Annotated in this window: 19 protein-coding genes; 5 read left to right on the top strand and 14 right to left on the bottom strand. The window is 38.9% G+C overall.

Going from position 1 to position 20,039, the window contains the following annotated elements; all coding sequences use genetic code 11:
- Positions 1–13 precede the first annotated feature (13 nt).
- From kduI to IGL86_RS01640, 5 genes are all read right to left on the bottom strand, one after another.
- Positions 14–853, bottom strand: a complete 840-nt coding sequence (gene kduI / locus IGL86_RS01660; RefSeq protein WP_002355301.1) for a 5-dehydro-4-deoxy-D-glucuronate isomerase — start codon at positions 851–853, stop codon at positions 14–16.
- Positions 854–865: 12 nt separating this feature from the next.
- Positions 866–1,873 carry a sugar kinase gene (locus IGL86_RS01655; RefSeq protein ID WP_033625300.1) on the bottom strand — a complete coding sequence of 336 codons (1,008 nt, stop codon included), beginning with the start codon at positions 1,871–1,873 and terminating at the stop codon, positions 866–868.
- Positions 1,874–1,877: 4 nt separating this feature from the next.
- Positions 1,878–2,525 (bottom strand): bifunctional 4-hydroxy-2-oxoglutarate aldolase/2-dehydro-3-deoxy-phosphogluconate aldolase, encoded by a 648-nt coding sequence (locus IGL86_RS01650; protein ID WP_033625303.1) that lies wholly within the window; start codon positions 2,523–2,525, stop codon positions 1,878–1,880.
- Positions 2,526–2,685: 160 nt separating this feature from the next.
- Complete coding sequence (locus tag IGL86_RS01645) at positions 2,686–3,438, bottom strand: IclR family transcriptional regulator (protein WP_002355294.1); 753 nt, start codon at positions 3,436–3,438, stop codon at positions 2,686–2,688.
- Positions 3,439–3,568: 130 nt separating this feature from the next.
- The gene (locus IGL86_RS01640) at positions 3,569–4,036 is read right to left on the bottom strand and encodes a MerR family transcriptional regulator (RefSeq protein ID WP_002383688.1); all 468 of its coding nucleotides are present in this window, start codon (positions 4,034–4,036) and stop codon (positions 3,569–3,571) included.
- A 100-nt stretch (positions 4,037–4,136) separates the two neighbouring features.
- On the opposite strand from IGL86_RS01640, the gene IGL86_RS01635 reads away from it, so the two are divergent.
- Complete coding sequence (locus tag IGL86_RS01635; RefSeq protein WP_025192642.1) at positions 4,137–5,654, top strand: MDR family MFS transporter; 1,518 nt, start codon at positions 4,137–4,139, stop codon at positions 5,652–5,654.
- The gene (locus IGL86_RS01630; protein ID WP_002364955.1) at positions 5,654–6,358 is read left to right on the top strand and encodes a DUF4811 domain-containing protein; all 705 of its coding nucleotides are present in this window, start codon (positions 5,654–5,656) and stop codon (positions 6,356–6,358) included. Before IGL86_RS01635 ends, IGL86_RS01630 begins: the two co-directional genes overlap by 1 nt.
- A gap of 54 nt (positions 6,359–6,412) precedes the next feature.
- Here IGL86_RS01630 and IGL86_RS01625 read toward each other — a convergent pair whose 3' ends face one another.
- From IGL86_RS01625 to IGL86_RS01615, 3 genes are read right to left on the bottom strand one after another with little or no spacing between them, the layout of a single operon-like run.
- Entirely contained in the window at positions 6,413–7,642 is a 1,230-nt protein-coding gene (locus IGL86_RS01625) for an ABC transporter permease (RefSeq protein ID WP_002355288.1), read from the bottom strand.
- Entirely contained in the window at positions 7,639–8,349 is a 711-nt protein-coding gene (locus IGL86_RS01620) for an ABC transporter ATP-binding protein (RefSeq protein ID WP_002383683.1), read from the bottom strand. The genes IGL86_RS01625 and IGL86_RS01620 overlap by 4 nt, the downstream gene beginning before the upstream one ends.
- 9 nt (positions 8,350–8,358) lie before the next feature.
- Positions 8,359–9,537, bottom strand: coding sequence for an efflux RND transporter periplasmic adaptor subunit (locus IGL86_RS01615; protein ID WP_002355284.1), 1,179 nt, complete (start codon positions 9,535–9,537; stop codon positions 8,359–8,361).
- A gap of 320 nt (positions 9,538–9,857) precedes the next feature.
- On the opposite strand from IGL86_RS01615, the gene IGL86_RS01610 reads away from it, so the two are divergent.
- Both IGL86_RS01610 and IGL86_RS01605 read left to right on the top strand, forming a co-directional pair.
- Entirely contained in the window at positions 9,858–10,496 is a 639-nt protein-coding gene (locus tag IGL86_RS01610; RefSeq protein ID WP_002373205.1) for an NAD(P)H-binding protein, read from the top strand.
- Between the two features lie 78 nt (positions 10,497–10,574).
- The gene (locus IGL86_RS01605) at positions 10,575–11,690 is read left to right on the top strand and encodes an NAD(P)/FAD-dependent oxidoreductase (RefSeq protein ID WP_010707863.1); all 1,116 of its coding nucleotides are present in this window, start codon (positions 10,575–10,577) and stop codon (positions 11,688–11,690) included.
- 66 nt (positions 11,691–11,756) lie between these two features.
- Here the strand turns inward: IGL86_RS01605 and IGL86_RS01600 are convergent, their stop codons facing one another.
- The 3 genes from IGL86_RS01600 to IGL86_RS01590 are packed head-to-tail and all read right to left on the bottom strand — an operon-like array spanning position 11,757 to position 15,150.
- A complete protein-coding gene (locus IGL86_RS01600) occupies positions 11,757–12,911 on the bottom strand; it encodes a mannitol-1-phosphate 5-dehydrogenase (protein ID WP_430605626.1) in 1,155 nt (384 codons plus the stop codon).
- A gap of 14 nt (positions 12,912–12,925) precedes the next feature.
- The gene (locus tag IGL86_RS01595) at positions 12,926–13,363 is read right to left on the bottom strand and encodes a PTS sugar transporter subunit IIA (protein ID WP_002355279.1); all 438 of its coding nucleotides are present in this window, start codon (positions 13,361–13,363) and stop codon (positions 12,926–12,928) included.
- Between the two features lie 14 nt (positions 13,364–13,377).
- The gene (locus IGL86_RS01590; RefSeq protein ID WP_002387897.1) at positions 13,378–15,150 is read right to left on the bottom strand and encodes a PTS mannitol-specific transporter subunit IIBC; all 1,773 of its coding nucleotides are present in this window, start codon (positions 15,148–15,150) and stop codon (positions 13,378–13,380) included.
- A 245-nt stretch (positions 15,151–15,395) separates the two neighbouring features.
- On the opposite strand from IGL86_RS01590, the gene IGL86_RS01585 reads away from it, so the two are divergent.
- Complete coding sequence (locus IGL86_RS01585; RefSeq protein WP_015543884.1) at positions 15,396–15,491, top strand: type I toxin-antitoxin system Fst family toxin; 96 nt, start codon at positions 15,396–15,398, stop codon at positions 15,489–15,491.
- 252 nt (positions 15,492–15,743) lie between these two features.
- On the opposite strand, the gene IGL86_RS01580 is transcribed toward IGL86_RS01585, so the two are convergent.
- Genes IGL86_RS01580 through IGL86_RS01570 form a run of 3 tightly spaced genes read right to left on the bottom strand, consistent with a single transcriptional unit; the run spans position 15,744 to position 19,961 of the window.
- Entirely contained in the window at positions 15,744–16,178 is a 435-nt protein-coding gene (locus IGL86_RS01580) for a PTS sugar transporter subunit IIA (protein ID WP_002355276.1), read from the bottom strand.
- 10 nt (positions 16,179–16,188) lie between these two features.
- Positions 16,189–18,222, bottom strand: a complete 2,034-nt coding sequence (locus IGL86_RS01575) for a BglG family transcription antiterminator (RefSeq protein ID WP_033625305.1) — start codon at positions 18,220–18,222, stop codon at positions 16,189–16,191.
- Positions 18,213–19,961, bottom strand: a complete 1,749-nt coding sequence (locus IGL86_RS01570; protein WP_010713583.1) for a PTS transporter subunit EIIC — start codon at positions 19,959–19,961, stop codon at positions 18,213–18,215. Before IGL86_RS01570 ends, IGL86_RS01575 begins: the two co-directional genes overlap by 10 nt.
- Positions 19,962–20,039: the final 78 nt, after the last annotated feature.

Here is a 20,039-nt window from a genome sequence, read left to right as displayed (position 1 = left end):
CTCTTTCTTTGGTTTATTTTAATTGATCCATTGCAACCATATCCATGTCTGTGTACGTAATATTTTCTCCGCACATGGCCCAAATAAAGGAATAATTACTTGTACCAACCCCAGAATGAATTGACCAGCTTGGTGAAATGGCTGCTTGTTCATTACTCATTACTAAATGTTTCGTTTCGTCTGGTTTACCCATCATGTGGAAAATCCGCGTATCTTCTTCCATATCAAAATAAACATACGCTTCCATACGACGTTCATGTGTATGACAAGGCATTGTATTCCAAGCGCTACCTGGTTCTAAAATGGTGTAGCCCATTTGTAACTGGCAACTTTCACAAACGTTCGGATGAATGTATTGGTAAATTTTACGTTGGTTCAATGTTAATGGATCACCCGTTTCCATTGGGGTAATTTCATCAATACTAATTTTTACGTTCGGATATTTATGATGTGCTGGCACACAACTAATGTAAAATTTCGCTGGATTATCAGGGTTTTCTGAAGAAAAACGAACATGTTTTGTTTCTTTCCCAATATAATAGCCATCTTGTTTTTTCATTGTTTCTTTGGCGCCATCAATTTCAATAAAGCCTGGTCCCCCAATATTAATAACTCCTAGTTCACGACGTTCTAAGAAATAATCAACTCCTAATTCTTTGTCCAAAATAATTTCTAATTCTTCTGTGGTCGGTGTCACACCACCAAAAATCATCCGATCATTATGTGTGTAGGTTAAGCTGATTGCACCTGGAATAAAAACTTTCTCTACTAAAAATTCATCTCTCAATTGTTCTGTTGAATAGTGACGGATATCCGCCGGACTATGTGTATAACGTGTTTCCATATTTTGCATAACTAAAATCTCCTATCTATTTATTTTTCCTGAGCCCGTTGCAAAAAAAGCAAGGACTTCTTTTTGACTAAATTGATTACAATCACCATGGACAGTATGTTTTAACGCACTAGCCGCTGTCGCAAAATCAATGCAGGTTTGTGGATCATAGGCAGCTAATATGCCATGTAAAACCCCACCAGCAAACGCATCACCGGCACCGACACGGTCAACAATCGGTTGTAATCGATGACATTTGGACGTATAATACGCACCTTTGTACCATAGCGTTCCGATTAATTCATTATCTGTCGCTGAATGAACTTGACGTTTGGTTGAATAAAATACTTGAATGTTGGGATAACGTTCTTGCATTTTTCGGTAGTACCACGTTAATGCGTCTTCAAGTTCTTCCTCTGGTTCTGGAATCTCCAGTAAATAACGAGCATCTAATACCCCAGCTGAACAAATATCAACAAATGGAAGAATGGCCTTCAATGCCACGCTCGCTTCTTTCTGGGACCAAAGTTTCCCTCGATAATTAATGTCAAAACTTACTTGGCACCCTGCTTGCTTCGCTGCTTTAACTAGCGCAACCGTCATACTTTGCCACTTTTTTGATAACGCCGCTGTAATCCCTGAAATATGAAAGATCTCTACTCCTGAAAACAGCTCATGTAAGTCCCATTCCATTTCTTCGATTTGAGCAAAGCTTGAATAGGCGCGATCATAGACAACACTGGCTGCTCGTTCTCCTGTACCAGTTTCCAAGTAATACGTTCCTAGGCGTGTTCCGCCAGTTCGTACAAATTCCGTTGAAACCCCATAACGACTTAAATGCTTTTTGGCGGCTTCTCCTAATGAATTATCGGGCACTTTACTAGCAAAAGTCACTTGGTGGCCATAGTTCGCTAACGAAATCGCTACATTCGCTTCACCACCGCCGTAATGTACAGCGAAATTTTCTGTTTGTGCTACGCGTATTCCGACAGGCGTGGACAAACGCAACATGATTTCTCCCAATGTTACGACTTTCCCCATGTGCCTACACCCCTTTGATTGCTTGGAATTTTTCCATATAGGCTTGGGCAACCTCACGAACTTTTTCAAAATCCCCAGTTGCTGCTGGCGCTAACAGATTGCCACCAACACCGACAGCCGTCACACCTGCAGCAAACCACTCGGCCATATTTTCCAAACTGACACCACCCGTTGGCATAATATTTAACTGAGGCAATGGCGCTTTAAATGCCGAAATAACACTCGGTCCATAAACACTTCCCGGAAATAGTTTAATAATATCTGCTCCGCTTTTCAGTGCTTCTTTCATTTCTGTGATGGTCATACAGCCTGGCAAGTAGGGAACTTGATATAAATTGCAAATTTTAGCGGTTTCTTCATCGAAGCTTGGACTCACAATATATTCAGCCCCTGCTACAATAGCTAAACGAGCAGTCGTAGCATCCAAAACTGTCCCCGCACCAATGACTACGTCAGGATTTTCTTTGTATAACGCAACTAATTCCTGAATCACTTCTGTTGCTCGAGGAACAGTAAAGGTTAACTCAATCCCCCGCATACCGCCTGCTACAATAGCTTGACTAGCTTTTAGCGCTTCCTCTTTTGTCTTTCCGCGAACCACAGCAATTACGCCAGCATTTTCTAATTTTTGTAAAATTGATACTCGCTTCAACAGACTCCCTCATTTCTTATTTAGAAATATATATTTATTATAAAGAAATTCACAACTTCATTATACAGATAAAAAAAGAAAATGCAAACGTTTTTATAAAAATAAAAAAAGAAAGACAAACAAAAATCCCAATCGACTTTTGTTTGTCTTTCTTTTTCTACTATAATTTCGCTTCAATCGCTGCTTTTGTTGCTAAAAGGGCTTGATTAATCGTCGTTTTATTTTCCTCTGTCAAACGATATTTCGGCATGCTCACACTAAAAGCACCCGCAATTTCGCCATCTTTCATTAAAGATACTCCGCTACAGAAAATATCTTGTTCAATTTCTTCATCATCGTAAGCAACCCCCGTTTGTTGCACTTGTTTTAATTCTTTTTTCAAACGCAAGGGATTGGTAATCGTATTTTCGGTATAGGGAATTAATGTCTGCGTGTCTAAATATTGTTGCACTTGTTCTTCCGAAAATTCTGCTAAAACGGCTTTACCCATGGCCGAATTATACAAAGGTCGAGTAATTCCCACTTTCGAGGACATGCGAATCGTTTGATTTTTCGGTTCTAATTTATTGATATACAGAATTTCATTATTATTTAAAATCCCTAAATGAATGGTTTCATCGACCGTATTTTGAAGGTTTTCTAAATAAGGTACCGCAATTTCAGCTAAATCGATTTGCTCCACACTTTGATTCGCATAGCGAATCAATTTTGTTCCTAAGCGGTACGTCTTGTTCGTGTCTTTTTGAACATAGCCAATTAATGTTAAGGTTTCTAAAATTTTGATTGCCGTTGATGCCGTCATTTCGGTATTCTTTGCAATTTCCTGTAAGGTTTGATCGGGTTGTAAACTTAGACAGTCCATGATTTTAGCCGCTTTTAACAAGACTGTTCCGTAAGGTTTTGTTTCTTTCATCGAAACCCTCCTTTTCCATATAAGAAATTATATAGAAAAATAAAGAAATTGCAAGAAAAAAAGAACTCGAAGATTCATTCAGTAACGTTTTACTTTCACTTCAGGTCTTTCTCCCAGTCCTATTTCATTCTTATTTTCTTTTCTTTAACTCATCAGAAACATCTGCATCCTTAGGAATTAAAAGATACTCACTGACTTCTGTGGTTTCATTAAATACGACATATAATTTTTGTTCTTCATCGAAATCGCCCAAATCAATCGCTACGTAATTGGGACAAACTTCTGAGATACCATGAAACATTTGACTAAAGATTTTTTTCGTCATCCCCACATTACGATGCTGCTCTTCTGCTTTTTCCACCGCACTTTGTAATGTATATCCTTCATCTAAAAAACGCTTGATCCAATGCACTTTGACGACTGTATGTAACCGATATTTCCGTGGACCGTTTGCGTCTTTCGCAATGGAAGAAATATACCCTTTTTCTTCCCAATAACGAAGTTGACGTGGCGAAACTTCAGCAATTTCACTTAGTTCACTAATTCCTATCAACAAATTTTCTTCATTTAACAAACGCTGAATCATTTTTGACCACATTAGTTTAACTTCCTTTCCCTTATCCTTTCCTTAATTGTAGTTTTTTTTACACCTTTGTCAAGTAAGTTGACAAAGATTCTAATTAGTTGTAAAGTAGTTAATGCAATTTAATTTGAAACTTACAGAAAAAGGAGCGATATATGTGACTTCACAACAACCTGTGGATATTCACGGAAAACCTTATAACCGGTCGTTACTAGTCGGCGTTTTACTAATCGGAACATTTTGTACGATTTTAAACCAAACACTTTTAACGACGGCCTTACCTACATTAATGAAAGAATTTGATATTTCAGCTTCAAGTGTACAGTGGCTAACCACTGGATTCCTACTTGTGAACGGCATTATGATTCCCATCAGTGCTTGGTTGATTAACAAATTTAGTTCAAAAAAATTATACATAACAGCGATGTCAACGTTCTTAATCGGAACCATCATCTGTTTTGTAGCTCAAGACTTCGGCATGTTATTGACTGGACGTCTTGTTCAAGCCGCAGGGGTCGGCGTATCTATGCCTCTTTTACAAACAATTATGCTTTCAATTTTCCCGCCTGAAAAACGTGGCGCTGCCATGGGCACAACGGGAATTGTTATCGGATTAGCACCCGCTTTAGGTCCAACATTATCTGGTTGGATTATTGATTCTTATACATGGCGTGACCTTTTTGGGATGGTCATTCCAATTGTCGTTTTAGTCCTAATTTTAGCTTCATTTTTAATGAAAAATGTCATCCAATTATCTAATCCAAGTATCGATGTCTTATCGGTCATTCTTTCTACTCTCGGCTTTGGTAGCTTACTTTACGGTTTCTCAAGCGTTGGTGATAAAGGTTGGGGTAGCCCGCAAGTCTATGGATTCTTAATTGTTGGTGCGATTGTTTTATGTCTTTTTACATATCGACAATTGCATTTAGAACAACCTTTCTTAGAACTACGCGTTTTTAAATCAAAAGTCTTTACTGTTGCAGCCATTTTATCTGGCGTAACCAACATGGCAATGATTGGTGCCGAAATGGTTTTACCTTTGTATATCCAAAATATTCGTGGCGAATCTGCCTTCCATTCAGGGTTAATGCTTTTACCAGGAGCGTTAGTTATGGGACTTATGATGCCAGTAACGGGTCGCATTTTTGATAAAATTGGTGCCCGTCGTCTTGCGATTACCGGGATGTTTATTTTAACAGCTGCAACGTTACCGTTTGCTTTCTTAACAAAAGCAACACCTATTATTTATATCATTGTCCTATATGCGATTCGGATGTTTGGTATTTCGATGGTCATGATGCCTGTGACAACTTCTGGCATGAATGCTTTACCAATGAATTTATTAAGTCACGGAACTGCTGTAAACAACACCTTCCGACAAGTAGCCAGCTCAATTGGAACAGCTGTTTTGATTAGTGTTTTAACAAATGTTACCAAAGACGGCTTACCTGCATCAGACTTATTAAAAACAGCCCCACTCGCTTATCGCGACCAAGCAACAAACGCAACATTAAACGGTTATCACGCAGCCTTCTTCGTGGCAACAATCTTTGGCGTTCTCGGCTTTGCGATTACTTTCTTCTTAAATAAAAAAGAAGCGATGCCTGTTAAGGAAGTAGGTGCAATGAAATAATGATTATTTTCCTTTTAATCCTTTGCGTGTTAGGCTTTGCCTACACAAATGTATTTGGCCGAAAAGTTTGGCATAAATGCTGTATGGTTATTTTTGGTTTAGGCTTCTTAGCTTCGTTAAGTCTTATCGTTTTAAACGATAAAGATCATTTTGGTATGACCGAAGTTACTCAGGACAAAACGTTTGAACTAAAAAGCAGTAGTTCAAGTAAAGATGGCCCCAACATGTTATTGTACCAGCCGTTGGGCGATGGTTCCGAAAAAGTTTATTTATATAACACACCAGATAAAAAGAAACTACAAAAAACAGGAACGGAAAACGTCACAAACACAGTTCAAAAAGATGCTCAAAAAGCCACATTAGTCCAAAAAACGACGAAATGGTCCTATCAAGAGTCTTGGGCCAAAACACTATTTGGCCTTGCTGACAACGATAACCAATTTGCAAAACAAGAAAACACCTTCAACGTTGCTAGTGACTGGCTAGTTTTAAGTGCTGATCAAGCAAAAAAATTAGGCGAATATATGGAACAACATGCCGCTGATATCAAAAAAGAAGGGACTGAAACAGTTGGCAAAAAAATGATGGCTGCTATGATGGCGAATCCATCAATGTCCCAAGAAGAACAAGCGAAACTCACCGAACAATATACCAAAGAGTTTCAACAAGAATTGATTCAGAAAATTCTTAGTGACATGAAATAAAAAAGCGAGCTTGATAAGATCATCAAAAAAGATGTGACTACCAAGCTCTTCTTTTTAATTATAAATCGCTTTAATCGGATCCATCCTCGAGGCACCAATTGCTGGAATAATCCCGAAAAAGATACCTGTGAAGACCGAAACCAATGTTGAAATAGCAAAGATGGACGGCGTAATAATTGGCGTAATCGAAATATACCCACCGACCACAGTTGCCAATAAGTAGCCGCAGCCGACACCAATCAAACCACCAATCAATGTGATAAACGCTGCTTCCATTAAAAATTGGAATAAAATGACTCGTGGTTTAGCACCAATGGCCCGACGAATCCCGATTTCTCGTTTCCGTTCCGTGACAGACACATACATGATGTTCATGACGCCAATTCCCCCGACTAATAGGGAGATTGCAGTAATTGCCATCAGAAACATTGTCATACCCGTGACCATTTCTTCCATTTGTTGTTGGAGTTGTTGGTCTTGGTCGTTTTCTTTAAACGTTCCTTTCACTTCAGGATGATTTTCACTTAAAATAGTGATTGCCTGTCCTAAAATTGCTTCACGGTCCGCTCCCTCACGAACTTTAATATTGATGCCGCTAATTGCTTTTGTTTTCGCTAATTTATTATATGATTCTCGAGAAACAAAACTACTCATAGCAGTTGCCCAATCATCGTTCATGCCCAAACTATCTAAATCTTTTGGTGCTAAAATACCAATCACCTTGTACATATAACCACCAATTGAAACAGCTTTTCCAATGAGTTGGCTAGGATCATCAAGCCGAATTTGCGCTTCAAAGATATCATGATTTAAGACAATCGCATCTGTATTTGCATCGCTCGGTTGAAAATCACGACCATATAAAATATCATTCTGCCCTTTAGTCGACGTAATGGATAAATTCGCCTGCGCCCCAAAATAATCCATTGGTACAAACAAATTGTCTCCGCCCCCCATCATTGATTCACCATATTGAGGATAAATACTTTCAATTCCTTGAATGTCTTGTAATTTCTTCAAGTCCACTCGGCTAAACGTATAATCTGGCTCTTCATAGGACATAAAATTGTCACTGCTACCATCCGACATTGTATAATGAATCTTCAAAACATCCGCGTTCACTGCACTGGATGCCTTCACAACTTGACGCTTCATCCCTTCACCTAGCGCAGAAATCGTTACGACTGATGTAATCCCAATAATAATCCCGACCATCGTTAAAAATACCCGCAACTTATGCGCCTTTAAGCTTAAAAAAGTACTAACAAATAAATTAGCAATCATCTAATCACCTCTTCTTCCAAAAAGCGACCATCTTTCATATGAATCACTCGTGAGGCATATTTTTTCATATCTTCATCATGTGTCACCATGACAATTGTTTTGCCCTGTTCATTCAATTCTTTCAATAATTCCATGATTTCTGTACCCGTTTCACTATCCAATGCCCCAGTCGGTTCATCAGCCATAATCAATAATGGATCATTCACCAAGGAACGAGCAATGGCTACTCTTTGTTGCTGTCCTCCAGAAAGTTCAGTAACTTTTGATTTGGCTTTTGTTTCCAAACCGACAATTTTTAGGTATTTTTCAGCAATCGCTTTTTTCTCAGCGCGGCTTTTTTTCCCTTCATAAACACAGGGCAATTGAACATTTTGACTAACATTTAAAGAATTAATCAAGAAAAATTGTTGAAAAATAAACCCTAGATATTCATTGCGAAAGGCTGATTTTTTATTTTCAGACAATTTTGAAACATCTGTTCCTGAGAAATGATAGCTTCCGTCTGTTAAGCGATCCAAGAAACCGATAATGTTCATCAGTGTTGTCTTACCGCTGCCGGACTTCCCCATGATTAAAATGAACTCTCCTTGATGGATGGTCAAGTTCAATTCTTTTAAAACATGTAGTTTTTCCTTACCTACCGGATAGAACTTGTTAATGTCCCGCAATTCAATGAGGGGTTGATTTGTATTATTTGCTTCCACCATCAAGCCCTCCTATTTCGACGCATCTGTCATTGATTCGTTGGTTGCTGATTCATCAGAAGCAATCGCTGCATCTGATTCAACAATATCACCGACTTTTACTGGTTTTTTTGAAGAAATAACTACTCGGTCGGCTGATTCTAAGCCAGATTCAATCGCCATTTTGTCGCCATTTTCTTGCCCGACTTGGACATCACGACGAATGATGGTTCCAAAATCATTCACTAAAACGTAGGCCTGTTCACCCTCTTTTTGAATCGCTTTTTTCGGTAACTCAATCGCCCCTAAATCGCCTAAATCAATGGTTGCTTGCATATGGTAGCCATTTTTAACTTTGTCTAAATTGGCCAACGCAATTTTGACGCTATAACTAGACATCGTCGTGCCACCCTCTGGATTGCCACTCGCGGCATCGCTGTTGCCTTCAGGAGGATTATCATCGATGTAAGAAATTGAGCCATCCACAACCACATTGTTGGAAACAGAAGTTAGTTTAGCTTTTTGCCCAACACTAATTTTAGTCAAGTCCTTTTCATTCACTTTTCCAGCTAAATAAAGATCTTCTGAAGTTAACCGTAAAATCGGTGAATTGGCATCTTTTACTTCTGGAATTGATACGCGACCTTTGAAATTAGCCTTTGTGGAAATATATTGCTTCGCTCCTAAATCCGCTAAGGTTTCATTGGTGAAGGTAATCTCTTCATCTACCGCATCGACTTCTGTTTGATATTGTTCATTTAAATCATCACCAGACATTGTGCGGTCTTCTTCTTTAGTTTTATTAAATTTATCAATGGCCCGATTCCACTTATTATAGATATTCGCCCGCTTCGTTTCTAATTTGGCTAAGCTATTTTGTTGTGCCTCAATTTCTTTTGTGACCGCCTCATCTTCATAAGTAAATAATTCTGTGCCTGCATCTACGACATCGCCGTTTTTCACCTTAATCTCTGGATCCTTTGTTATTTTTTGATCACGCGCAAAGGCTTCCATTTGTTCCGGTTGGATGACACCGTTAATATAAATTTGTTGCAAGTCGGGAACGTCAAAATAGTCAATTCCCCAGTCATCTTTAGGCGCTTGCTTGACAGCTACTTGTTGTGCATTTTTATTTAACGCATTCACAGTTACGATGCCCCCAACCGCAATTACCGCAACTGCCCCCAATATAATTATCGTTTTCTTCTTCATTTTCTTCGTTTCATCTCCTCATTCTGTCTATTTTCCCCAACAAACTAAATTGCTCGGTCGTTCACTTATACCTATTTAACCATGCTTGAATTCAAGAAACAAGGGCATTTCTCTAGGCCTTTAGTCTGATTTATTTCATTTTTGTTCATTTTTTTATTTATTTCACGACAATAAATAACCATTGTTGGGTCTTTGTGTTTCAACAATCTAAAAAGGTTATTTTTATGTTATTTATAACTAAACTATGCGCAATCGAGATTTTTTGCTTCTTTTTTTATTTAAGGTACACTAGAAGAAACAATTGAAAGTGAGGGCTTGCCATGAAAATTATTATTTTTGGCGGTAGCGGTTTTTTAGGTCAACAAATCGCAAAAATTTTAGTCCAACGCCAACATCAAGTCATCAGTGTTTCACGTCATGGAAAGCCTGCCACGCTCTCCGCATCTTGGAGCCACCAAGTGCAGTGGGTATGCTCCGATGTTACTCGTGACACGAATTGGCAAGAACAAGTCCAGCGTGCTGACTGGGTCATTGATACGGTAGGTATTTTATTTGAAAATCCACGAAAAAAGAAAACCTATCAACGGCTAATTCTGACGCCCGTGAAAAAAATCAGCTCTTTTTTAGCACAACAAAAAAAGCCAGCTAAGTTTTTATTTATTTCAGCCAATACTGTTCCTTTCCCTTTGAGAAAATATATGGATGCCAAATTGGCAGCGGAGGAACTAATCCACCAAGAAGTCGCCGAAGCAGTAATTTTTTATCCTAGTTTACTTGTAGGTCAAGAACGTACCGGCACCATACTTTTTAGTAAATGTATTTATTTTTTTAAGAAAATCCCCTTTTTAAAGAACTTATTTATTGGCTATGATCCCGTGCCTGTGGCAGAAATGGCACAAGAAATTGTTCACGTTTTAGAAGGCGGCAATTCTATTTACACACACAGAAGGACCCGCTAACAATTTATCTCTCAATCGTCTCTGTCTAGAGGCGGTTTTTTTGTGTTACAATACAACTGTTCGAAGGAGAGAAGAAGCATGAAAAAAATTGCCATTATTGGCGGCGGCATTATCGGAATGACGTTAGCTAATTATTTAGATCCACAAAAATTTGACATTACCGTTTATGATGAAGGGATCGGCCAAGCGACTAAAGCGAGCGCTGGGATTATTTCCCCTTGGCTATCCAAACGTCGAAATAAGAAATGGTACCAATTAGCGCGAGAGGGCGCTGCCCTATTTCCAAAGCTAGTCAAAGATTTTCAGCTGACGGAGGATATTTATCGTCAATCAGGGACAGTCATTTTGCGCCCGGCAGCCGCTTTGGCAGACTTAGCCCATTTGGCAGAAGAGCGTAAGCAAACTGCACCTGAAATTGGAGAAATCACGATGTTGTCAGCGGTTCAAACAGCGAAGTTCTTACCGCTACTTAAGGAAACTCCCTCACTTTTTATTTCTGGCGGCGGTCGCCTAGATGGGCCAGCTTATCTAAACCATCTTCAGAAACGCGCCGAAGCCAAAGGGGTCACTTTTTGTTCACAACGGGCGCACTTTCGACAACTGAATCAAGGGTGGGAAATTGTCACAAATTCAGAAAAAAAGAGCGTTGATTTTCTCGCTTTAACACCTGGTCCTCATTTAAAGGAATTACTCGCTACTTTAAATTTATCTGTGGACATTCGTCCCCAAAAAGGACAATTGTTAGTTTTCGAGACCCCTTTTACAAATAGTCAGCAATGGCCTGTTGCTATGTTAGATGGCGAAGCCGATTTAATTCCTTTTAATCAAGGAAAAATTTTATTAGGTGCCACCCACGAAAATGAACAAGCCTGGGATTTAGAAGAGACTGCTAGCGCTTTTCAACAACTAACTTCTGGGACTGCGCCATTTCTAAAAGAAGCAGAGCAGCTTTTTAAGCAACCCATGCATTACCGCGTCGGTACACGTGCTTATACATCCGATTTCGCTCCGTTTTTTGGCCCTTTGCCAGAAATGCCCCACCTTGTGGTTGCTAGCGGACTTGGTTCATCAGGACTCACTACTGGCCCATTCATTGGTTACCAATTAGCTGAATACTTCAATACAGGTACCTTCAAAGGAGAGCTTTATCAAAAACCACTTAGTCAATATGTTAAAAACAACCCCTCACTTTAATCAGTGAGCGGTTGTTTTTTTCTTTAATTAAGAAATGTGAAGTATCTTGGTAGAAGGATTTTGTTATTATGCTACTTGTGGTCGCGCATAGCGTTCTACGTTTTGTTTAATATTTTTAACCGTTTCTGGATCTTCAATGCCCGTTACTTCAGCGATCACTGTATCAACGCTTTCTTGGTCAAGCATTTCCTGTAATTGACGGCTTTGTTCATCTTCTGGATCATGATAATTAAAGACAATACCAATCATTGCTAATAAATGCGGCGACACTAGATTGCGTTCCTGTAATTCACGGATTGGTCGAATAAACCGTTCTTGCGCACCTAATTTTCTGATTGGTGTCCGTGCTACACGTGTAATAGCATCTGAAATATATTTATTTTGGAAACGTTGAATAATTTTTTCAATATAGGCTGCATGTTCTTGTTCATCAAAATTCCATTTAGCCACTAAAAGTTTACCGGTTTCCTGCAAAACTGATTTGAGTTGTGCTACCACTAAGGCGTCCTGCATCGCTTCGTCAATGGTTTGATAGCCTAACAACGCCCCTGTATAGGCAACTGTAGCATGGCCAGTGTTTACACTAAATAATTTTCGTTCAATATACGGCTCTAAATCAGCAACGTAATGAACGCCTTCTAACTGAATCTCTTTGGCTTTTCGGTTGGTATCATCAATGACCCATTCACAAAAAGGCTCAACTTGAACAAAAAGTGGGTCTTCATGTTTTTGTAATGGAACAATCCGATCAACCGCCGCATCAGGAAAACCAATCCATTGTTCAGCATAAGCTGGTTTTTTCAAATATTTGGCCAATTCTTCTGCTAAAAAGGTTGAACCACCAATCATATTTTCACAAGCGATAATATCCAGCGGCTTTTGACAATTTGCTTCGGCACGTGCATCAATTCCTTGAGCAATTAATTCAGCAATTCTTGGTAAAATATTAGGACCAATTGCCGTCGTGACTAAATCGGCTTCCGCAATTGCTTCTACTACTTTTTCTGGTTCTGTCATGTTATTTAACCCGGTCACATTTTCAACGTTAATTTGTTGATGTGAGGCATCGGCCAATTCAATTGTATAACTTTTACGTTCTTTTAACGCTTGAATGATGGTTTCATTAACATCCACAAACGTAATATGAAACCCGTTTTTAGCTAAAATTTCGCCGATAAAGCCGCGTCCAATATTTCCTGCTCCAAAATGTACTGCGTTCATTCTTATTCTCTCCTTTAAGCAATGGCTAAATTTTCTGTTATTTCTTCTTTACTTAATGCATCGGCAAGTTGCACCACGTTATCCATATCACTACAATAAAGTGCAATTTGTTGGACTAATTGCAAATGTTCTTCACCGACTCCGGCAATCCCAAATAATACGGTAGCAATTTTTTCATCTTCTTCGGTGCCAAAATTAACGCCCTCTGGGACTTGCACTACACAGATTCCTGATTTTTTCACTAATTTTTTGGCTTCTTCTGTTCCATGAGGAATGGCAATAAAATTCCCCATATAAACAGATAGCAATTGGTCTCTTTCAATCATTGCTTCGATATAAGCGGGCTCAACACAGCCTGCCTCGACTAGTTTTTCGCCGCAAAAGCGAATAGCTTCTTCTTTTGTATTAAACTGTTGATTTAATTCAATTGAAATATTCGTAAGATTTTCCATTGTTTTCTTCCTCTCTAGGCACTTTCTTTTAAGAGCGAAACCACTGTTTCATATTTTTGGGGATTAACCATACTTTTTACTGATAAGTGTGTCGCTTTCGGTGCTTTTTTACGGGCTTGTTCCGTTAGTTCAGCTTTTGTGACAATTAAAGCCTGTGTTTGTTGAGTTAATTCATTAATATTAATTTTTCGAATCGGCATTGAAATTTTCTCTTTATCTAAAATTTCTTCTAAGACTTTCATTCCCATCGTTGCTGACCCGACACGGTCATCGTGAACCAAAAGAATCTCATTGACATTTGCTAAATCTCCCTCAATTTCAGAAGCAGGTGTTGCTTTGGAGACTGTTGGTTGTGCGTCATTTTTTTCTTTGGTACCTGATAGTTCAGCCACAATTTCATCATAACGTGGTGAGTTCAAGAAGTTTTCAACTGCTACAAAGGTTGCATTAGGTGCTTTCTGTTTGGCCCGTTCTTGCAATTCCGCTTGTGTGACAATCAATGTATTTCCCTCATCGGTCAAATTATTAATGGCCCGATTCGTCACAGTTTGTACTAAACCAGCCTCTTGGACCTTTTTCCGTAAGATAGACGCACCCATTGCACTAGAGCCCATCCCAGCATCACAAGCAAAAATAATTTGTTGAATTCCTGACAATGAAGCACTACCATTTGTGACAGTTAATCCTTTTGATGCTGCTTTAGCAGCTTGGGTTTCTTTCACTTTTTGGGCAAATTCATCACTTTCTTCTTTCGCATCTGCTTTTAAAATGACTGCGGATACTGCAAAGGAAACAGCAGTTGCTGCCAAAACACCTAAAATAACTGGTAAGTAAGAACCCATTGGTGTCATCGCTAAAATAGCTATAATGGAGCCTGGTGAAGCGGGCGCACGTAAACCAGCATCTAACGTTTGGAAAACCAAACTACCTGTCGCGCCACCTGCAATAACCGATAAGAATAATAACGGTTTCATCATTACATATGGGAAGTAAATTTCGTGGATACCACCAAGGAAATGAATAATTATTGCTCCCGGCGCAGAAGATTTTGCCGCACCTTTTCCAAAAAACATAAATGCTAATAAGACACCTAACCCAGGACCAGGGTTTGCTTCTAATAGGAAAAGAATTGATTTACCAGCCGATAAGACTTGTTCTGTCCCTAAGGGTGTTAAAATGCCATGATTAATCGCATTGTTTAAAAAGAGCACTTTTGCCGGTTCAATAAAAATACTCGTTAATGGAATCAAATGAGCATTTAAAATGATTTCCACACCACGTGCCATTGCAGCAGTCAGCGCATCGACAATTGGGCCAATCGCTGAAAAACCAAGTAAAGCTAATGCAAAACCAATCAATCCAGCTGAAAAATTGTTTACTAACATTTCAAAACCAGCTTTAATCCGATGTTGGAAATACTGATCAAATTTCTTAATTGTAAAGCCACCAAGTGGACCCATAATCATGGCACCTAGCATCATCGGAATATCGGTTCCCACAATCACGCCCATTGTCGCAATTGCGCCAACTACGGCACCGCGATCACCTGCAATTACTTTCCCACCAGTATAGCCAATTAATAATGGAATTAAATAGGTCAACATTGGGCCAACCATCGTGGCAAAGGCTTTATTTGGCAGATATCCATCTGGGATAAATAGCGCTGTCAAAACGCCCCACGCAATCAACGCCCCGATATTGGGCATCACCATGCTAGATAAGGTACTGCCAAGTCTTTGGACTTTTGCTTTAATTGATACTTTATTTTTTTCTGGTACTTGTTCCATTTTTATTCCCCTTCTCTCAAGTAACTTTTCTTGTTGACTAAATTGTATCCGCTTTCCGAATCTGAAAAAAGTCGTACTTTGGCACAAACCATTGTGCCAAAAGTTGAAAGAAAAAAGCACGTGTTCTCTAGTTACGAAAACCAGAAAACACGTGCTTATTCCATTTCTAATAATTTCAATAATAAATGAACAACTTTTTATGCTATACTCAAATTGGCGACTTGCCTCGAAAGGAGGTGCATCACATGTACGAGATTGTCACAAAAATTCTTGTGCCGATTTTTGTCGGGATTGTCCTGAAACTTGTAACCATTTGGTTGGAAAAACAGAACGAGGAATAAACAAGTTGCTTCCAGCCGCTGCTGTCTAAACAGCAAAAAAAGACACCCTACTGCAATAGGGTGTCTTTTTAGTGCATCCATGCACGACTTTGTCACAAGTTACTTTAAATTTATCATAGGGCCTATTTTTTGTCAAGGAATCTTCTTATCTTTTTTGTTTAATCTCTTAAATTAAAATATTTTATTTTTTTAATATAAAATTATTTAAATAATTATTGAACATTTCAGATTGAATTTTTTTTAGACGTAACTTTAGGCTTGAGCCAGAATTTTTTGCGCTTCATCGATTGTTTGACAATCACTGAGTCGCTGAATGTTTTCGAGATCTGAACAGAAAAAAGCTAATTCTTGAAGCATGCTTAATTGCCGTTGACTTTTTAGAGCAACGACAAATAACAAAGTAGCTATTTTTCGATCTGCTTCCGTACCAAAGTTAACCCCATCAGGCACTTGAATAAAGCAAATCCCTTCTTTTAAAACTTGTTCATCTTGTCCTTCTGCATGAGGCAATGCCACGAAGTTACCGATATACACGCTGACTTTTTGTTGGCGTTGATACATTGCTTTGACATAGTCAGGCGTGACTAACTGATTTTTTAGCAGTAATTCACCAGAAGCTGCTAGTGCTTCCTCCCAACTAGCATACGACTGATTCAACATTATTTGCTCCGCTGTAATTTCAAACATCTCTCAACACCTAGCCTTTCATTTCTTCAATTAATAATGACGAAAGCAACTGATAAACAATGGCTTCATTTCCTGAATGAAAAATTTCTGTATTTAAATCATTCATAATAATCGCACCACTGATTTTTCCTAAAATTTTCCCGATTGTTTCATCAATCGGCATCGGCGCTAGCATGAGTAACATACGTTGTAACTGCATCGGCTTTTTATCCATACCTTCAATCATAAGTGGCTGGGCCAGATTAAAAATACAAAAAACAGGCTGTGTCACTGCTGTACTTGAGGTATGGAATAAGGCCATTTCCGTCTGAGGAATCCCAATAGGCGCTTGCTCGTAACGTTTCATCAATTGCTGACAGACGATTGCACTATCGGTGATTAAATCTGTGGAAAGTTGCGCGAGGGCTTGTTGAACGGTTTCTGCTAAATCCGCTTGATTATTTAAATCTGCTATGAAAAATGTTTCTAATAGTTTACTAATTTCTTCCATGAAAGCGACCACCGTTTCGTAGCTTTCTTCGCCACCTATTTTTTTCACAGGCGCTTTCCTAAGCGAGCGTTTTTCGTGACTAATCCGCTTAAACTCTTCTTTCAATTGGCGGATTTCATCGTCTAAAAGTAACGGTGAGATCAATTTATATTTACCATTGTATCCTGGTAATAACGAAGTGGAAATCACTAAGTCATAGTTTTCCTCAACATTCACCTTACCTAAATCCGCAATCCGAAAAAAATGAATCTGGTTGATAAAAGGAAAGTAGCGCCGTAATCGCATTTCCAGCATACTTGTCGAAGCCAAACCGCTAGGAGAAAAACCAGCAATATCAACTTCCATAATTTTGGGACTCCGCTCTAAAGAATTGGCAAAATGAAGTACCATGTAGGCAATTTCCTCTTCCGATAAATTCTTTTGCGGAAAAATTTGCGGCAACGCTTGGCGTAAAGCCGCAGCTATTTCTTGATATTGATTCATAATCCGTTCTAAAATGGGATTCGTTAAATCTTCTTCTTGTAAAACCGCCCGAGAAAAAACACCTGATAAATGCGTCAACAACATTTTATACAAATTGGTATCTTCGAAAAAATTAACTTCCGTTTCTTGACTTACTGCTTCAATCAGTTGTTTCACTTCATAAGCCAGCTGAGTGTCAAAATGTTCATCAAAAAAATCTTCATCAAAAGAATTAGAAAAATCACTTAATAAGCTAGCAAAAAAAACAATCTCACTGACAGCGTATAGTTGTTTTGTTTCAGCAGCGACTTTTGAAAAAAGTCGTTTAGAACAATTTAGAAAGGCCTTATTCATCTGCCCAGTATAGGTCTCATCAGCTAAATAAAAACCTGCAGTGACCCGATCCATCGCAATTGTTAACATTAAAATCAAATGTTGTAATTTGCGATCACTTAATGCTGGAAATAAAGTTTCTACTTCTGGCTGAACAATTTTTTGTGCAAATGCTAAATGTTCTGCATGAATAAACTGAAAGAAAAAATGGTCGTTTGTTGTTAATTCGGTAAAATGAAAAAATTGGTACTCATTAATTTCCATACTTAGAATATTCGCCATTAGAAGACGGCGATATTTTTCAGAACCAGTCACTTCATAGCCTTGATTCCGAGAAATCGTCAACGGAATCCGAGCAATCCGTGTTTCTAATTGTTTAATATCGGCATAAAAAGTCGTATTACTAATACAATACGTTTCCAGAAAATAATGCATAGAGACTGGCTCTTTTGTTTGCAGTAATGTCAATAAAATCGCATGTTGCCGCGCCAAAGTAGAAAGTTCCTGTGTCTCTTCTCCTAAAATAGCAGCCTGAATTTCCGTCATCGCTGCTTCATCTGCTTGAATCGAAAAGCGCCCACGAGCTACTTTTTCCAATGTCGCGCCCATCGATGCTAGCGAGGTTTCTAAATTTTCTAATTCACGATATACCGTCCGGCGGCTAACCTTTAACAAATTCATCATGCGGTTTACTGAAACGGGGGTAGGACTATTCACTAATTCCGTTAATAGAACAGTTTCTCTTGTCGTTAAAAACATCTATCAGCTCCTCCTTCCAGCCATTTTTGATACTCTTTCTTATTCAAAAAACTAGTAACTACGTATAAATTTTGTTGCGTTAGATCTAAATGATAGGCTTGCGCCAGTTCACGAGTCACTACGTAGGTTGTCTCCTTGGTAAAAAAGACTGTTTCCAGTGGTTCTTTAGATACTTCAATCGCGACTCCTTGTTTCGCTGCTTGTTGCCGCAATAATTCCATTCCCATTGTTTGCGATCCTCGAACATTCTCGGCATATAAAAAAACAAGCTTCTGTATTTGTTTGGTCGGGTTCGTTTCAGTAGACTCTGAACCAAGTGAAGATTGCTCTTGAGAAGAAGCAGTCAGTTTGGCTAAAACTTGCGGGTAATAGGATTTAATTTCTAAAAAATTTTGAACACTCACCATATCCTTTTCTGGGACGTACTTTTGTGCTAACTGTTTCAATTCTGCTTGAATGACCACTAATGTCTTAGGCTGCCACTTCATCTGATGAACGGACTGGTAAGTCACAGGTATCTCCAAGTCCACAGCTTTTAATTGTCGGCTCAGCAAACTAGCCCCCATGGCACTTGAGCCCATTCCTGCATCACAAACAAATAAAATTTGCTGATAGTTAGGTGTGACTGTTTCCACTTGGTCTTCCTCCTTCTCCTTCATCTTTATCATTGAAACTGGTTCAATTCCTCGTTGACGTTTTAATAACAAGCTTGCTATTGCAAAAGAGCACAGAAAGCTAACAAAAATTCCGCTAAAAACCGCCAGCCTCGCCTCAGTCGGGGCATTGGCTAAAATCGCAACCAATGAACCTGGCGAAGCTGGAGCACTTAGCCCCACATTAAATATTTGAAAAACAAGCGTACCACTCATTCCTCCAGCAATTACTGCTAAAAATAAGCGCGGATCCATTAAAACAAACGGAAAATAAATTTCATGAATGCCCCCAATCAGTTGAATCATGGTGGCACCTCCTGCTGTTTTTCGTTGTCCTACAGGCCCAAACAGCAGAAAAGCAACCAAAACGCCCACGCCTGGTCCAGGATTTGTTTCCAATAGAAATAAAATGGACTGACCTGTTTGACTAGCACCTTCTAAACCTAGAGGCGTTAATAAGCCATGGTTAATCGCATTATTAAAAAATAACACTTTTAAGGGTTCTAAGAAAACGTGAACCAATGGCAAAAGATTGGCTTCAATTAACCAAGAAGAAAATTGATACAGCCAAAAACTAGCGCTTTCAACAGCCGGAGCTACAACCAGAATACCAAAACAGCACAGCAGTCCTCCCACAATTCCTGCTAAAAAGTTTTTAGTCAGCATCTCATAGCCTTCTTTAACTTTCGGTAAGAGAATTTGTTCAATTTTGGCGAAAGTATATCCTGCTAAAGGGCCAATAAACATAGCACCAAACAACTGTGGAACATCTGTGGAAACAATCACGCCCACTGTCGCAATAGCAGCTACGACGCCGCCACGTTGTTCCTCGAACATTTTTCCGCCTGTAAAACCAATTAAAATCGGTAAAACAACTCGAATCATTATCGTTTCGACTTCAGAAAGAGCTAGCCGTAGATTCCCTGTCGTATAGCCAGCCACCAAAGACAATAAGCTCCACGCAATAAAAATACTCAAATTTGGCATAATCATCCCACTCAAACGATGACCAAAACGACGTAAATAGGGAGTTACTTTCACAAACTTATGTTTAAAAAAGAGCGAATGCATTTCTTTTTCCTTCATATTCCTTGTCCCTCGCTCTCTATGTAGATAATTAGAATACTTCTATTATATGAAATTTCACAAAAAAATAGTATAGAT

Source organism: Enterococcus sp. DIV0774 (assembly GCF_050539095.1).
Lineage (GTDB): Bacteria > Bacillota > Bacilli > Lactobacillales > Enterococcaceae > Enterococcus > Enterococcus faecalis.
The sequence above is the reverse complement of the archived record's forward strand: the minus strand, read 5'-3'. Positions and strand labels throughout refer to the sequence as shown.

What these genes read in the sequence shown, in the direction of transcription:
- kduI (WP_002355301.1), bottom strand. Translation starts at nt 853, where the DNA reads ATGCAAAATATGGAAACACGTTATACACATAGTCCGGCGGATATCCGT.
- IGL86_RS01655 (WP_033625300.1), bottom strand. Translation starts at nt 1,873, where the DNA reads ATGGGGAAAGTCGTAACATTGGGAGAAATCATGTTGCGTTTGTCCACG.
- IGL86_RS01645 (WP_002355294.1), bottom strand. Translation starts at nt 3,438, where the DNA reads ATGAAAGAAACAAAACCTTACGGAACAGTCTTGTTAAAAGCGGCTAAA.
- IGL86_RS01640 (WP_002383688.1), bottom strand. Translation starts at nt 4,036, where the DNA reads ATGTGGTCAAAAATGATTCAGCGTTTGTTAAATGAAGAAAATTTGTTG.
- IGL86_RS01635 (WP_025192642.1), top strand. Translation starts at nt 4,137, where the DNA reads ATGCAATTTAATTTGAAACTTACAGAAAAAGGAGCGATATATGTGACT.
- IGL86_RS01630 (WP_002364955.1), top strand. Translation starts at nt 5,654, where the DNA reads ATGATTATTTTCCTTTTAATCCTTTGCGTGTTAGGCTTTGCCTACACA.
- IGL86_RS01625 (WP_002355288.1), bottom strand. Translation starts at nt 7,642, where the DNA reads ATGATTGCTAATTTATTTGTTAGTACTTTTTTAAGCTTAAAGGCGCAT.
- IGL86_RS01620 (WP_002383683.1), bottom strand. Translation starts at nt 8,349, where the DNA reads ATGGTGGAAGCAAATAATACAAATCAACCCCTCATTGAATTGCGGGAC.
- IGL86_RS01615 (WP_002355284.1), bottom strand. Translation starts at nt 9,537, where the DNA reads ATGAAGAAGAAAACGATAATTATATTGGGGGCAGTTGCGGTAATTGCG.
- IGL86_RS01610 (WP_002373205.1), top strand. Translation starts at nt 9,858, where the DNA reads ATGAAAATTATTATTTTTGGCGGTAGCGGTTTTTTAGGTCAACAAATC.
- IGL86_RS01605 (WP_010707863.1), top strand. Translation starts at nt 10,575, where the DNA reads ATGAAAAAAATTGCCATTATTGGCGGCGGCATTATCGGAATGACGTTA.
- IGL86_RS01600 (WP_430605626.1), bottom strand. Translation starts at nt 12,911, where the DNA reads ATGAACGCAGTACATTTTGGAGCAGGAAATATTGGACGCGGCTTTATC.
- IGL86_RS01595 (WP_002355279.1), bottom strand. Translation starts at nt 13,363, where the DNA reads ATGGAAAATCTTACGAATATTTCAATTGAATTAAATCAACAGTTTAAT.
- IGL86_RS01590 (WP_002387897.1), bottom strand. Translation starts at nt 15,150, where the DNA reads ATGGAACAAGTACCAGAAAAAAATAAAGTATCAATTAAAGCAAAAGTC.
- IGL86_RS01585 (WP_015543884.1), top strand. Translation starts at nt 15,396, where the DNA reads ATGTACGAGATTGTCACAAAAATTCTTGTGCCGATTTTTGTCGGGATT.
- IGL86_RS01580 (WP_002355276.1), bottom strand. Translation starts at nt 16,178, where the DNA reads ATGTTTGAAATTACAGCGGAGCAAATAATGTTGAATCAGTCGTATGCT.
- IGL86_RS01575 (WP_033625305.1), bottom strand. Translation starts at nt 18,222, where the DNA reads ATGTTTTTAACGACAAGAGAAACTGTTCTATTAACGGAATTAGTGAAT.
- IGL86_RS01570 (WP_010713583.1), bottom strand. Translation starts at nt 19,961, where the DNA reads ATGAAGGAAAAAGAAATGCATTCGCTCTTTTTTAAACATAAGTTTGTG.